Consider the following 15,234-nt stretch of genomic DNA (forward strand, 5'->3'; position numbering starts at 1 on the left):
ACCGGGTCACTTCTCAATGACAATCCCGGGTCAGTTCCTGGCGACAATCAACACGAACCGTTCCTGCTCGATCAGGTCGAAGCGCTCAAGGGACCGGCCTCGGCCCTCTATGGCGGTGCCAATGTCGGTGGCGTGATCAACTATGTGGGCAAGCGCCCTACCGGAGAGCGTCTGCGTTACACCGAAGCCGGCATCAACAATTTCGGCAACGCCTATATAGGCTTCGACATCGGTGATGCCAACGATTCCGGCGACCTCGCCTACCGCCTGACCGGCAAGGTCTCGGGCGGCGGCTGGGAAAGAAGCCCGATGTCTGGAAGCGTCACTCCCTGGACGAAGGATCAGAGTATCGGCTTCTCGCGAAATTTCGATCTCATCTCCCTGAAAGAGGAAGTCGTCCGGCAGGCGAACAACCCGAAAACTTCCTAACTGCAACACTTTTGCAAACTGGGGCATCGTAGCGGTCTCCCAATATCGAGTGCAGGCTAGCCGATATTGCACGTCCGGGTGTGCGCTGAGCGACCGCATCGTAAAGCACTAGGTTCGCGACGATGGATCGGGCTCGATCGGATCGAGCTCCTCCTGCTCGAGCCATCTCGCACCGGGCCTTTCGAAATAACTCGCCAATTCCGCGACGGCGGATTGGGCGAAATCGGCAGACTTGATCTTGCTGCCGGTCAGCGGCGAGCCGCCCGCCTCGGCAAGAGCTGCCGTCATGAGGTGAGGCGAAACGGGCCGACCGACCGCGCGTTCTACGGTCCTGAAAATCCATATGCCTTCCGGATCGATGTCGGACCAGTGGAAGAATGGGGTCTCGGGGAGGCTGGCTGCGATGGATGAGATCGCCCGCTGGATGTCCAGGGATGGATAGCCGCCGGTGTAGATGATCAGGCCTTTCCGGTTTGGGTCGGTCTCGAGAACCTGACGGTTGAAGCTCGTCTGGTTCTCGACTGTCAGCACATAGGTCGGTGTTTCCGTGAAAGAGACGCGCCCGATGCTAGTGGCTGGCAGGCCGATATAGGGGAGGGTCCTGGGGACCACCATGTCATCGAGAACGACGGGTCCGGCGAGAAGCAGTGGCGGTCCGAAGCGATCGAGGCCGAGAGACGACAGATATGCCCTGGGATCGCCATCGTGCGAGGCTTCCAGCGCCCGGGTGACCAGGCGAACGATCGGCTGCTGCAATGTCTCGAGGGCCTTGGAGTCGCCGCCTACGCGTCTGGAGAACGTGCGGAAATCCAGGCCTTCATGGCGGCGATCGAGAATGGCCTGCGCCAGCATCAACGAGGTTCGAAGCCCTTGTCGGTCGCCCGGAGCAAGGCCTGACCAGCGCTTGTTGCTGGACCATGCTGAAGCCACCTCTTCGAGATCAGATGAGAAAACGGTGACATCCAGCCCCGAGAGCACTGCCTCGAGAGCAACGCGAGCAGCATCCCTTGCCGGCACGCGCCCAAGGTGGCGGTAGACGCGCTCGGGATTCTCGAGGTCGACACGCGTGGTCACGTCCTGCTGGCGACCCTTGCCCTTGACGATCGAGATCGCCCCTGCGAGCTCGGCATGCCTGAGACGACGGTCGAAACGATCCACGGCATGCACGTCGGCGAAGCCGTCGACGTCGGGATAGGCTCGCGGCCTGGCGACGCCGGATTCGTGGCGGTCCAGAAGATCGTTCAATAGCGCTTCCGCATCTGTGAACTTCCGAGCCAAGGGCTACTCCGCGGCGAAGCGGCCGCGGACCTCTTCGTCGGTTAAGTTGTCCGGGTTTATAGCGTCAACAGCCGCCCTGACTGCTGGCTTGAGCTTGATCACCTGAGTGGTCGCCTCGTCCTCGAACCGATCCACCTCGACGACCGTGTCGATGTACCCGGTCACGACGGTGCGTTTCTCCGGCGGCGCGACGATGACGATCTGCAAACCTAATGCCTTGAGGAAGGAGATCATCTGCCTCTGGTTCTTGCCGTCGAGCTTGGTGAAGGCCTCGTCGAACATGGCCAGCGCCATGCCCGCGGTCTTGTTGGTCGGTCTATTGCCATAGACTGATGCCAGCGAGGCGGCGATGGCGACGTACAGCGGCACCTGCTGCTCGGCGCCCGAACCGGTCTGCCGGCGCGCCTCCCAGCGTTCCCGGCGCCCGTTGGTCAGGTCCTCCATGTGCAAGTCGAAGGTATAGAACTTGCGATAGTCCTCGAAGGAGGAGAAATCGATGTCGGGGTCCTCGAGCAGTCGCGTGACCTCGCCGACGGTCTCGGCGAACTCGAAACCCTCAGGGATCTCGTCCGCGAAGAGCATGTCCAGGGCTTCGTCCGAGGCCTTGGCGATATCGATGACGCGAAGGATCGGCCCGTAGATCGCATCCTGGGTCTTGTGGAAGCTATAGCGTTCGTTGTGGAACGGATGGTTGGCCATGCTGGCATTGAGCGTGCGCAGCTCCCAATCCATGTTTGAGATCCGGCTCGTTAGCTCGTTGATGAACTCGCTACGGAAGAGGCTGCGCGCGCGCGCCGCGGCTTCGGCTGCTTCCCGTTCGCGTTCCCTCAATGCGTTGTTCTCGATGTCGGCGATGTTGGACTGCAGCCAGGGCAGCACTTCGGTCGTCAACGGGCTCTCGGCCCCGAGTATCGCGCTCGGACCAAAGGTGTCGAAGTATCCCCGCAAGGCGCGCCTCGATGCATCGCCCGCCTCCAACCTGACAGCTTTCGCCCGTTCCAAGGCAGTTATAGAAGCGTCGATAAGCTGTTCATGCACATGGCTCGCAGTGTGATCGTCCGGATGTCGGACTGACCAAGCTCGATAGCGTTCGCGATATTCTGACCTGCCGTAGCGAGGCGGCAGGTGCGAAACGCGTCGGTGCTCGAGGAAGAACCGCTTCTGCAAGGTCAGATGCGTTATCGAGCCCGGCACGTTCTGGAAACCACCAAGCAATTGCCTGTTGGATCGAAGACTTGCTTCATCCTCTGCGACATCGCGCTCCAGCGCTCGCTTCTGCTCCAAGGTTCGTTCCTTTAAGGCGCGGTTCTCGCGCAGCTTTTCGCTCAAGCCTTCGTCGCCCTGGGCGAGGATCGATTCGATCGCGGCTTTGTTCGCCCGTCCATCTTCGATGCTCTGTGAGAGCGCCGCCATAAGCTCGGTGAACCTCGACCCCTCCTGCTGAAGCTCCCCAAGGGCGTTGAGGGCTCCGTCGAGAAGTTTGCTCAGTTGCGTATTCGCTGCTGCGAGTTCTTCCTTGTCCGCCAACTCGGCGCGGCGATGCTGCAGCAACTGAGCCTGAGCGCCGCGACCGATCTTGAAGTCGGTCGGGTCAGCGGCGCGATGGTATCGAGCCAGGCCATCGTCGTAGAGGCCATCCTGCATGAGGGCACGCCCTTCCGCCTCGAACGAGGCCATGTCGTGCGCGAGGCGAACGTTGCCGTAGCGCCGCAGGACGAAGAGCATCGCATCTCGATCCTCGCTGTGGATCCGGCTGGGAAGGTGACCGGCACGTGGCGTTTCGCCGGTGTCCCGGATCTTGTTGAGGCTGACCAGCGAAGCACCTCGGAATTCACGCCGGCGCGCCTTGAACAAGGCAGTGGCTCGGCCGATGTCCTGCCGATCCACTAGGATCGCTTCGCGGTCCCTTCCCAACAATCCTTCGATGGCCGAGGTCCAATCGGGATCCGAGATCTCGATGACGTCGCAGAGCGGCCGAGGCGCCATGTTCTCCTGGCGGAGCGCCTGCATCAAATTGCGGGTCACGGGGTCGAGGTGTCCATCCGCAACCCGCATCGACGGGTCGGTCCCAAGCATGGCGCGCAGCTCCTGAACGCGCGCGCGGGCGCCGGCGGCATCTTCCTGAGCCAATGTGCGTCGGCGCTCCAGTGCCAAGGTTAAGCTGTCCGCTATTTCGATGAGCTGTATCTCGATTGCGGCCATGTCGTCGGCACGCCCGTCGGCGCTGACCGATGCGGAAGCCTGGTTGTATTCGCTGGCAATCCTCCGCATCGTGGGGTTGAGGTCTGGCAGCTTGGCGACGACATCCAGCTTCTTGGCTAGCTCGATGCGCCGCCGAAGCTGAGTGGTGAGATCCACGATACGCGCCTCGAAAGAGCTGGCCAGTTTCTCCTTGTCCCCGAGGCCGCTCTGGATTTTCTTGGCCGCGATGCGATGCACCGTATCGTTGATGATCGATTCGATCTCCGAGATCCTCTCAGAGACGTCTTCCACGTCCTCGGCTCGCAGTTTCAGCCGTTCCTGCGCAGCGGCAACCTCGATCCTCATCTCTCGGTTTCGGCAAAGAGATGCAAGGAACTTGGCCCGCTTGACCGTCATGCCCTCAAGTTCTTCCAGCAGCGCGGCGTTGCGATAGGCCAGAATATGTTCCTCAATGACCTTGAGCTCCGCAAGTCGTGCCTTCATATCGGCAATGGCCTTGTCGACGCCTCGATAGGTCTCGATCGAGTTTCGGAGTTCCGCGATGCGGATCGGTTGCTCTGGCAAGATGAAGTTGCGCACGAATTGGGTGGCGGACAGTCCGGTCGGAAGGATCATGGCGTTGACCAGAGCCTTCAGCATGGCGGAGGCATGTTTCTCGCCTGCTGAAATCCCTGGCACGAGCCGTCGCATGTACTCGCGAACGAAATCGAGCGCGCGATCGCGATGGTTAATGAACCCCTGGGCCCCTAACCGATCCGCCATCCCTGCCCGAAAGGCATCCCATTCGAGAGGATAGAGCGCGCCGCCCTGGTCCGACAGGAAGTCGGAGGTCTTGAGCGCCACTCCGGTGGCCACGAAGCGGCCGAGGACAATTTCGGCGCTCTCGCTCTGGCTGGCCTCGATCGCAAGACCGATGGTAACGGGCGGCCGGACGCCTTCAGGGTCCACGAAGCTCATCGACACATAGGTCAGACCGGCTTCGCGCTTGAAGTCGTTCTCCCCAAGCTGACCCAGGCAATAGCCACGGACCGTGCGCTGGGATTTGCTCTTCGCCCCGCCATTGTCGCCGGCAGGCGAGTTGAGGCGGTAGTACGTCGAGCTGGCACCGGTCAGGATGATCTGGAGCAGATCCAGAATGGTCGACTTGCCCGAGCGGTTCTCGCCGAGAATACCGATGTCGCCCTCGACCGGGATATCCTCGATCTCGAACATGTGCCAGCGTACCATGGCGATGTGGGCCAGCCTCATGATGTCTGCTCCTCTGACTCGCCGCCCTGCATGCCGTCCATGAGCTCGGCCCTCAGGGTGGGGCTAGCCATCACAAGCTCCTGCCGCGCATAACTCTCGATCCGCCTCAAGACGTCGTCGCCGCTGACCAGCTTGATCATGGGGCGAATGTCTATCTCGCGGTCCTGCAAATCTCGGTCCTCCTCGCCGATGAAGACGAGATGCCGGCTTGCCATTTCACGCAAAATCTCGAGGAAGCGTGCCTTTTGGATAGCAGCGCTACTGACCTTCTGAATGCTGTCCTTGTAACGTTCGTAGAGAACGTTGAATGTCGTGCGGACCACGGCGCGGTCCTGGATCTCGCTCCTGTCCACGTCCGATTGCCATTGCGCTGCGACCACCAAGAGGCCGATGGTCTCGTCCAACCGCAGTCGGCCGCCACCAGCATCGTCGTCGGTCGGCATGATGCCCACCCACTGATCTTCCGACGATCCATAGTGCACCGAGTAGCCGATGCAGTCGAAGAACTCGCCCACTACCCGCCGGAACCTGGCGTCGGTCAGGGTGTCGTAGATGTTGGCAAGGCCGCGGCCATTGAAGACGAATTGGTTTCGGATCAGGTATCGGCAGGCGCGACGAAGGTCGGCGCCCTTCTCCTCGCCGAAATTGGCCTCGACCTCGACGAACTCAGAAAGCATAGCTGGAATTCTCCGAAAACCTCAGGATCGTGAAGTTGGTGCAACGCAACCACTCGCCGTCATGCGGCGGAGCGTCCTCGTTCAACCTGATCTCGAACACGCCTGAGAATTCATCCGGGACGGCGCCCGTGACCGCCATGCGGCGGGCGGCGTCGAAGGCTAGGAAATCATCCAGTGAAGCTATGTCCACTACATTGGCCTCGATCGCTCCGGGCGCCGGGAGCAGGGCGCCGAGGTATTCCTTCACGCGCTCGGGGGTGGGGTTCATCCGCGCGAGAAATTCGCCCTTGAGCTTCTTGCGCATCAGATACAGCGGATCGAGCGAGCGCTTGGTTAGCGCCGATATCTGAATGGGTTGCCGCGGCTGGCGCCGCGCCGGGAAAAGCTTCTCCGAAAGTGGCTGGCTGCGCTTCTGGATGGGCGAAGGGACAGTGGCCGTCTCGTACCGGTCGGGTTGAGCGGATAACAGCCCTTCGAGCTGTCGCACGATGGCCTCCGATCGTGCCACGAGGCCTTTGTCGCCTTGCTCGGCGTATCGCACAGTGTTGCGCAGCCTGCTCTCGAGACCCCGACGGAACTGGGACACGCGTTCGAACATCTCGCCGATGGTCTCGAAGGTCGTCTCGATGGAAAGGAGGTTGTGGGCGGCTTGGCGGTAGCCATCGTCCAAGGTCGGCGAGATCCCGCTCGTCACGTAGCCTTCGGCCAGGGCCAGCATGACACCCCGGTCCAGCGACAGCTCGCGGGCTAGTTCGATGATCCTGTCCCGGTGCCTGTAAGGATGGTTGGTGGTGAGGATGGATTGGAAGTCCCTCAGCAGGAGCTCGCCGATGAACTGGTCGAAATAGGTCGCGATGCGCTCCCTCAGGTTCGAAGCCTCGAGCAGCGATTTCCGGATGCGCCTCAGGTCGGAGAGAATGGCCCGCAGCGTCTTGGTGAAGTCGCCAACATGTTCGAGAGCTGCATCCAGGGCCTGCGACGCATCGCTCTTAGTCCGCGCATCAGGCGAGCCAGCGGACTTGGCCGCGTTCTCGAGGCTGACCTTTATTTGGACCACCAGGCCGCCGAACCGTCGTCTAACATCCTTCTGCAGGCTTGCCAGGCGCTGCATCACCAGCAGCGCACCCATCGGCATGTCGACGGTGATGCGCAACCCGTATTCCTCTTCCTCGAGCCAGCCCGTGTCGACCAGGCGAGCGTAGATATGAGAGGCGAGGCGGAGCGCCTTGTCACCTCCTCTGCTGGAGTCCCCGACGAAACGGATGCGGCGACGCCGCGTCGAGACGATATCGGGCAAGGACTGCAGCTCGCCCTCATCCGTAAGCAGGGTGGGGTTCGTTGCCATCACATCGTAGATGACGTGGACGATTTCCTGTGGGGTGGGGAACTGCGTGCCAGTCTCGAAATAACGGGCATGAATCTGCAATAGGCAAGCCTCGTAGAGATGCTTGTTGCCTCGCGAAAAGATCAGGAATGCGTCGTCGTGAAGATACTTGAACAGCAAGTCGCGCCCCGGGCCAACTTCTTGACTATGTTAGTTTTCAAGCTGTGATGATGGCAAGTCGCTTAGTTCCTCAGCTCTCCATTGAGCGATGGATAACCTGCCTCAGGTTGTTTCGAATGATCGAATCGGTCACATCAATGCCACTTGAGCCCTCGTGGGATTCAGGTCAAACGGGAGCACTGGTTTCCCAGCTACGAGCTGCTTACAGCAGCCAATAGCGCGGACTCGCCTTTGAAAATTTCGCCTGCGAGCCTCGATAGTCTGGACTCGTGCCCGTCGCGACTGTGCCGTCGGCAGCCTAATTTCACTGCAATCCTGTAGACCGCGCCGCAACCGACGCAGAATGACGGTTAGGGCGTTATAAGGCTGGTGAAATGGGTTAACCTTCATCCTAGGCCCGCCGCCTCACCACTTCCTGAGCCAGAAGACGGGCGGCAATCAAACATAACGGCTGGAGGGGACCTGATCAGGAAATGCGGTTTCGCAATTCTGCCACCGGCTGTTTGAGGGTCTTCCCAGCCCTAAACACTCTTTTGCACGCCGGTAAAACCGCAATTTCGTTAGATCACGACATACTATCCAATTTACCAAAACCGTTTCAAAGGGCCATTTTAGCGGCTCGACTTGAAACGGTGATTTCCAGCTAAATATTTAAAATTATTGGCGCACCCGCTGCGATATAGGTGGGCACTGTAATTGCTGGGAAATTTCAGTTTCTACGGCCAAATAGGTGGCAGTTTAGCGCCCCTCATTTCGGCCGTTCAAGGTACCTCAGTGATTTCCCAAAAGCTGCCGTTTATCGGCAAACGCAGCTGACCACAATGAGACGCATTTTGGTACCGGTCGGACATGGCAGTCTCGCGGGCGCGGCAAGTGGTGCTGGCGCAGGCTGAGGGGATGGACGCAAAGGCATTCGAGGGCTTCGACAAGCTGCATTTCGACAACCAACGGCGGCAGGTGGAGCGCTTCATCGCCGGCGATGCGCAGGGGCCGGTGCGGGATGGCATGAACGAGCGGACCATCGCCGAGGTGGGCGGGCACATCGAGCGTAAGATTGGCGCGGAAGCGGATCTGCTCGGAATCTTCCCGGAGCACCTCACGACCATGCAAGGCGAGGCCGTTACCCAGATTGCCTACGAGTTCGAACGAGCGGCCGAAACGGGGCGCATCGACGAGATGAGCTACGATCCTGCACAGTGCTTCTTCATCGGCGCCGTGGATATGTTGAACGAACTGTTGCCGGAGAGCTGAGGTCGATCGCGGCACGCTACCGGGGAGCGAACCGCAGACTCAGCAGGATCGTGGCGATAGCCGGAAGGGCCAGTCCACCCCGCTGGCCATGAACGCAGCGCTCGCCGGCCGCGCTCTGCGAACACTCGCCATCATCATAGCTGCAGGATGAGCGAGAATTGCAGACCTAAGTGACAGAACTGCGTTGGTAAATGAGCGTCAGCGATCTGGATTGCCTATACCATTTTGGACATGCGAAGATCGTTGCATTGCCCTAGCCGTTGGGATGTCACCCGTTCAGCCCGCAATCAAGGAGACGTCCCAAATGCTCAAGCCCCTTAACGCTTTACTGCGGCAGGCCCGATAATGTGGGATTTTTCCATTTCCCGTTCGCTCGGGCTCATGGGCAGGACCATGCCCTTCATCCTATTGCGGGTCGCCATCTATGCCGGCATCGCTGTGGCTTATGTTCTCGTCACCGGCGCGGGCGCCGGTATCGGCTGGGGCGTCGGCGCCTTCGGTGACGAGGATTTCCGCGCCGGATCGGTCTTCTGGGGTGGCGCCATCGGCTTCGGCCTCACGGCCGGCATACTTTATTTCCTGCGCGAATATATCCTCTATATTGTCAAGGCTGGCCATATCGCCGTCCTGGTCGAACTGCTCGACGGGCGGCAGATACCCGGCGGCAAGCCGCAGTTGGCCTACGCGACCGCGGTGGTCAAGCAGCGCTTCGGCGAGGCTAGCCTGTTGTTCGCCGTCGACCAGTTGGTGAAGGGCGTTCTGCGCGCAGTCACTGGACTGATGCAGGGCATCGCGTCAATCCTGCCCATTCCCGGCCTGCAGCAGGTGACCGGCCTCCTGAGGGCCTTTCTCAATATCGCGGTAGGCTTCGTCGATGAGGTGATCCTGGCGCATGCCATCCGCACCGGCTCGACCAATCCTTGGGCATCGGCGCGGACGGCCCTGGTGCTCTATGGGCAGAATTATAAGCCCATGCTCAAGAATGCCGCCTGGCTGACGCTAATCGTCTGTGGGCTGTCCTTTCTCGTCTTCCTGCTGATGCTGGCGCCGGCTACCGCCCTGGTCTGGCTCGTTCCTGGCGCCTGGTCGGCCGGCGGCTTCGTCTTCGCGCTGATCTTCGCCTGGGCGGTCAAGGCGGCGCTGATCGAGCCATTCGCCATCGCCTGCATGATGGATGTCTATTTCCGCACCGTCGAAGGACAGACCCCCAATCCCGAATGGGATGCCAAACTCTCCAGTCTTTCCAAGCAGTTCAACACCATCAAGGACAAGGCGGCCGGCTGGCGCCCAGGCGGCTCGACGGCACGTGCTGACGTTTCCCCCTAGAACTGGGCGCTGCCGACATACTTGCATCGACAATGCAATTCGGCTTGAGTTGCGGCGCGAAACTGTCATCGGATCGAGTTTGCATGGGGCAAGCGGACTATAGCGAGAAACCACCCGTCGATCTGGTGGCGGAAGTTCTTGGCCTGCGCGAACAGATCCGTGAGGGCGATCCGGGGACGGGGTTCCATGAGCTTGTAGGCGCGCTGGCGGATCGGTTCGAGCATCAGGACGATGCTTTGGCGATGCTTGCCGCACGCTACCTGACGCCGGGAAGACATGCGCTCAACCGCTCGATCCTGGCGCGCAGATGCGCCATCGAGGCCGCCGTCGATGCGTTCGCCACGGCGGCGTTCGCGCTATCGCCGGGCGGGCTGATCCTGGCGGCAAACCCGGAGGCGAGCCGGGAATTCGATCTCGGGCCGGGGGCCGTTATCGGCGCATTGGGACTGACCCGGGCTGACTTTGACGCTTTTGCGGATCGTTGCCGCCATGCCGGCCGCGAGGCCTCAATGCTGCTGGGCGGATATATGTCGAACAATCGTCGGCTGGTCCTGGCGGGCCGGCGGTTGCCGGAGCAGGATGCCTATCTGCTCACCGTCGTCAGTTGGGCCTGGCCCGACGGGCTTATGGACAATTTGCGCCGGGCTTTTGGCCTGACCGCGCGCGAAGGCGCAGTCCTGGACGCAATGATGTCCGGTCAGGGCGCCGAAGACATAGCCATGCGCGACGGCCGTTCGCTGGGGACAGTTCGCCAGCAGATCAAGGCCATTCTGAGCAAGCTCGGCGTGGGCGCGCAGGCGCAGGCGGTGGCGCTGGTGGCGGCTGCCGCTTCCGCCTGGAACCAATTGCAGCAGCCGGCCCCGATAATGTCGCGCAGCATCGACAGCCGGCTTGAATTGTCCACCATAAGCCGTGGCAACCGCACGATCGGCGTCAGGTGCTTTGGGCGGTCCGATGGCGCGCCCGTGGTTCTGGTTCACGGCGCGCTGTTCGGCATCGGAGAAACCCTGTCCGAGCGCGCCATTGCCGACGCCGCCGGGCTGCGGGTCCTGGCGGCGGAAAAGCCGGGCTACGGCCGGACGGACCCATTGCCGGGGCATAATCAGGCCGAGGCGATGGCGCAGGATGTCCTGTTCATGATGGATCGACAGGGCGTGGAACGGGCTGTACTGATCGCTCATGACATCGGCACGCTCGTGGCCTTCTGGCTGGCGCGGCTTGCGCCGGAGCGGATTGCCGCCATCGTGGCCGCCCCCGCGACGCCCCCCATGCTGTCATGGTCGCAAACCGCCGACATGCCCAAGGCGCATCGTATCCATGCCTGGGCTGCGCAAAGGGTTCCCAAGCTGATGGACATGCTGGTCGCGCTCGGGCTGGCGCAGGTGCAGCGGCAGGGAGTGTCCATCCTGCCGGAGCTATTTTTCAGCGGCTGCGACTTCGATCGGGAAACCTGGAGCCAGCCCCACCACGCCGCCGCCCTGGACGGCACCTATCGCTTTATCGCCGCGCAGGAGGCACGCGGCTTCCGCCAGGATATGCTGCTGACCAATGTGGACTGGAGCGACTGGGGCAGCCAGGTGGGAACGCCGGTGGAACTGCTGCATGGCGCCTTGAGCCGCACCGTTTCCCGGCAGGCGGTCGAGCAAGTCGCCGCGAGGCTCCCCGCCGGCCGGTTTCGCATTGTCGAGGATGCCGGCCACACCATGCCGCTGACTCATGCCGGGTTGATCTACGAGCAGGCCGCCGCGTATGCCGCAAGGGCCGGGCTGGCCTGACGTCCGCCTCTATACCAACTGGTACATGCGCCCCGATGCGGCCACCCGCTAGTGTCGCCTCCCACCCGGAGGAGATTGCCGCATGAGATGGATCGTTCTGGCCCTGTTTTTTGTTCTGTGCCTGGGCGCACCGCCGGCCATGGCGCAGTCGCCCCGTGCGATCATCGTCATGGACGGATCGGGCTCGATGTGGGGTCAGATAGACGGTCGGCCCAAGCTGGAGATTGCCCGCGATACCGTCGGCAACGTGCTCGCCCAGGTTCCGGCGGATCAGGAAATCGGCCTGATTGCCTATGGCCACCGCGAAAAGGGCAATTGCGGCGACATCGAACTTGTCGTGCCGCCGGCGCCTGGCACGGGCGCCGCGATCTCGCAAGCGGTGAACGGCATGCGCTTCCTCGGCAAGACGCCGCTGTCCGACGCGGTCCGGCAGGCGGCGGAGGCGCTGCGCTATACCGAAGACGCTGCAACGGTCGTCCTGGTCACCGACGGGCTGGAAACCTGCAACGCCGACCCCTGCGCGCTGGCCAATGAGCTGGAGCAGGCCGGCCTCAACTTTACCGCCCATGTCATCGGGCTTGGCCTGTCGCAGGCGGAAAGCGCGCAGGTTTCGTGCCTCGCGACCGGGACCGGCGGGCGATATTTCGATGCCGCCGATGCCGATGGCCTCGCTGAAGCCCTCCTGGAAACCGTGGCGTCGTCCGAACCGCTGGTGACAACGCCCCCGACGCAGCGGAGTTATTTCCCCGGCGCGCCCGACATGCCCGGCATCGCACTGGCGCCCACCGGCCAGACCACGGGCGCCCCGGAAAGCGCTGTGGCGCCGTTCGACTTCCCCGCCGATGGCACGGCGCCGCAATGCGCTGCCATTTGCACGGGCGACGCACAATGCGCGGCCTGGCGCTATGAGCCGGCGGGCAGCCTTTTCGTCGCCGAGGCGCGGTGCTTCGCCTATGGCGCATCGTCCGAGATGGACTACAGCGCTTACGATCTTTCCGAGGGTTGGTCGTCCGGCATCAAGGACGGCGTGCTGATGCTGGTGCGGCCCTATATAGCGCAGGAACCGCTGCCGGAAGCCACGCTCGATGCGCCCGAAACGGCGCAGGCTGGGCAGGTTGCGCGGATCGCCTGGACCGGTCCGGCGGCTGAATTGGACACGATCGAGATCGGCCTGCCCGGCGACGGCGAACGCTGGACCTATGTCTATGTGGCGGATGGCAACCCGGCCGAGTTGCTCATGCCCGGCGAGCCCGGCGACTACGAGTTGCGCTACAAGTTCCGCGACCAGTTCGTCATCGCCACACGGCCCATCGTGGTGACGGAGGAAACAGTATCGATGACTGCGCCGGATAGGGTGCTGGCGGGCAGCGAAGTCGCCATCGGCTGGGTGGGGCCGGACGCCGACTATGACAATATCCAGCTCGCTATTCCCGGCAGCGATAGCTACCTGACCTATGCCTATGTACGGGACAACAATCCGGTTCTGCTCACCATGCCGGATGAGCCCGGCCGATACGAACTGCGCTACAAGCTGGCCGATACGGAGATAGTTGCAACCCGCCCGATCGAGGTCCTCGCCGCTGATGCGGTTCTGCCCGAAGACCAAGACTTGGGCGCGCTCGTCGCCGCCACCTTCCAGATCGATACCGGTGGGCTGGAACTGGCGATCTCCTGGTCGGCAACGCCGCTGCCGGGACAGAATCTGCCGCCCGAAGCCTGGGCGATGCAGGAAGCTGTCACCGGCCCGGTGACGGAGCAGTTCCTGCCTGGCGCCTATGACGTGCTGGGCGAAGCGGGCAATGACGTTTTTGCCGGGCGCGTGGATATCACTGCACAGGGCCCCAACGCCTTCACCATTCCGCGGTCCGGACTCCTCAGCCCAGGCGGCGAGGACCAGCCAGACGAACGGGCCCATATTTGCGCGGGGCCGCAGCCCTGCGCCATTGCCGATCCGATCGACCTCGCCTTCACCTTGCCGGCAGGCTGGTCCTCGGACGCGCCGTTCCTCTACGAAACGGCCGGCGGCGCGAAGGCCAATCGTCCCACGGCGACCTTTCTCGGGCCGAACGGCAATCCCGTGCTGCTGCTGAACCCCATCCGCTGGTTTGAGAGCAATGGCGTCTGCGCCGAAAGCGCCGCCGGGCCGCTCTGCATCCCCGGCCAGCCCGAGCCGGCAGCGCTCGCGGCGCTGGCTGTGATCCTGCCCAGCCTCGCCTACGCGCCCGCAGACGATGACCGTTTCGGCGGCAAGCCTTTTGTCCCGCCCGCCAGCGGCGATGCTCTGGGCGCCATTGTTCCGGGCTGGAGCAAATCATGAGGAAATGGATCGTCGCGCTTCTGACTATTCTGTCGCCGGCTGTTTCGGCGCAGTCTTATGAGAAACTCGTCGTGGCGCAATGTGGCGCCGAAGGCTGCCGTTGCGCCTTGAGTTCGGTTACCGCCGAGGAGGCCGGCCTGGTGCTGGGGGTTGCGCCGCCAAGCACCGGCGGTACGCTCACCCTGGTCGAATATGAGGGGAGCTATATCTGGTCACCCTTGAGCCTAGAGGAGATCGACTTTGCGGCTGGCGGCGACGGCCAGTGTCCGCTCGAACTGTTCGAGGCGATCGCGCCCGAAGACGGTGAGTGGCGCGGCACGATTCGGCGGCAAGCGGTTTCGCAATGCCCCACCATGCTGGAACCGATGCTGGCGGGCCTCGCCGAGCAGATGGTTTTCGCCCGCCGGATGACTTGGAGCGGCGCATTCCATCCCGACAAAATCCGCATGGGAGGCGCTGCCGCAGCAATCCGCTGGACCAAGATCGGCGACAACCATTTTTCCGGCGCGGGGCCGCGCGCCGGCCGGCCGGGACCGACCGCAATGGTCGATGTCGGCGTCGCCTATGATGCCCGCCTGACCAGCCCGCGTGCCGTTGCCATCACGGTCGGCGTCAATATCACGGCAAGAGGTGTGTCGCAGGCTGTGATCGATGCAGCGGGACTTGGAAACTGCCGCGTGAACATAGAGGTCGATTTCGCGCGGATCGAAGGCTGATGTAACCCGCGACCAGCCAAAGGCCGAGCCGGCCGGCGATTGCTGCGGCAACGAGAAAATGACGCTGGAGGGTCTTTATTCAAATTCCATCCATACCTTTCCTCCCTCTTTTCCAGCTATTTTCAGGATGGAGCGGATTTCTTTTTGAGGGCGCGACACGGGATCGATTGGGCGCTTGCCGCCCTTGTCGCGTATCGTGGCGTCCGCACCGCGATCCAGCAGCAGTCGAATGTCCTCGGGATCGCTCGCGTGGGATATGCAGCACGACAAAATCGTTGCGCGCGTGCATGATGTGGATTTCGCCTTATGGAGATGGATTGCCGTCAGCACGGTGACCTGATCGAGTTTTGAATTTTCAGGCTGTTGTAGCCAGGATGGAATATGACCAAAGATGGACGCCCCTCCCCCCCTCTACGACACCCGCCTATATGGTGGAAATGGGGTCACTTCTCTCGATAGCCCCTCCGCCTTCGCGTTTGCGCTCCGGTTGACGTGGTGGCTCAATGGCGAG

Annotated in this window: 10 protein-coding genes and 1 pseudogene; 6 read left to right on the plus strand and 5 right to left on the minus strand. The window is 62.2% G+C overall.

Annotation, left to right across the window (positions count from 1 at the left end; genetic code table 11):
- A pseudogene (locus VDP82_RS04825) lies at positions 1-291 on the plus strand (TonB-dependent receptor plug domain-containing protein); the annotation flags it as partial.
- 246 nt (positions 292-537) lie between these two features.
- Here VDP82_RS04825 and VDP82_RS04830 read toward each other — a convergent pair.
- From VDP82_RS04830 to VDP82_RS04845, 4 genes are read right to left on the minus strand one after another with little or no spacing between them, the layout of a single operon-like run.
- Entirely contained in the window at positions 538-1,674 is a 1,137-nt protein-coding gene (locus VDP82_RS04830; protein ID WP_323013711.1) for a Wadjet anti-phage system protein JetD domain-containing protein, read from the minus strand.
- A 36-nt stretch (positions 1,675-1,710) separates the two neighbouring features.
- Complete coding sequence (locus VDP82_RS04835) at positions 1,711-5,157, minus strand: SbcC/MukB-like Walker B domain-containing protein (RefSeq protein WP_323013712.1); 3,447 nt, start codon at positions 5,155-5,157, stop codon at positions 1,711-1,713.
- The gene (locus VDP82_RS04840; RefSeq protein WP_323013713.1) at positions 5,154-5,834 is read right to left on the minus strand and encodes a DUF4194 domain-containing protein; all 681 of its coding nucleotides are present in this window, start codon (positions 5,832-5,834) and stop codon (positions 5,154-5,156) included. The genes VDP82_RS04835 and VDP82_RS04840 overlap by 4 nt, the downstream gene beginning before the upstream one ends.
- Positions 5,824-7,338: a Wadjet anti-phage system protein JetA family protein gene (locus VDP82_RS04845; RefSeq protein WP_323013714.1), complete on the minus strand. Its 1,515-nt coding sequence runs from the start codon at positions 7,336-7,338 to the stop codon at positions 5,824-5,826. The genes VDP82_RS04840 and VDP82_RS04845 overlap by 11 nt, the downstream gene beginning before the upstream one ends.
- 873 nt (positions 7,339-8,211) lie before the next feature.
- Here VDP82_RS04845 and VDP82_RS04850 point away from each other — a divergent pair.
- From VDP82_RS04850 to VDP82_RS04870, 5 genes are all read left to right on the plus strand, one after another.
- Positions 8,212-8,589, plus strand: coding sequence for a hypothetical protein (locus VDP82_RS04850; protein ID WP_323013715.1), 378 nt, complete (start codon positions 8,212-8,214; stop codon positions 8,587-8,589).
- 345 nt (positions 8,590-8,934) lie between these two features.
- Entirely contained in the window at positions 8,935-9,915 is a 981-nt protein-coding gene (locus VDP82_RS04855) for a hypothetical protein (protein WP_323013716.1), read from the plus strand.
- Between the two features lie 83 nt (positions 9,916-9,998).
- Positions 9,999-11,690, plus strand: coding sequence for an alpha/beta fold hydrolase (locus VDP82_RS04860; RefSeq protein WP_323013717.1), 1,692 nt, complete (start codon positions 9,999-10,001; stop codon positions 11,688-11,690).
- 82 nt (positions 11,691-11,772) lie between these two features.
- Complete coding sequence (locus tag VDP82_RS04865) at positions 11,773-14,007, plus strand: vWA domain-containing protein (protein WP_323013718.1); 2,235 nt, start codon at positions 11,773-11,775, stop codon at positions 14,005-14,007.
- Entirely contained in the window at positions 14,004-14,723 is a 720-nt protein-coding gene (locus tag VDP82_RS04870) for a hypothetical protein (RefSeq protein ID WP_323013719.1), read from the plus strand. The genes VDP82_RS04865 and VDP82_RS04870 overlap by 4 nt, the downstream gene beginning before the upstream one ends.
- 75 nt (positions 14,724-14,798) lie before the next feature.
- Here VDP82_RS04870 and VDP82_RS04875 read toward each other — a convergent pair whose 3' ends face one another.
- Complete coding sequence (locus VDP82_RS04875; protein WP_323013720.1) at positions 14,799-15,053, minus strand: hypothetical protein; 255 nt, start codon at positions 15,051-15,053, stop codon at positions 14,799-14,801.
- Positions 15,054-15,234: the final 181 nt, after the last annotated feature.

This window comes from Devosia sp. (assembly GCF_034675085.1).
Lineage (GTDB): Bacteria > Pseudomonadota > Alphaproteobacteria > Rhizobiales > Devosiaceae > Devosia.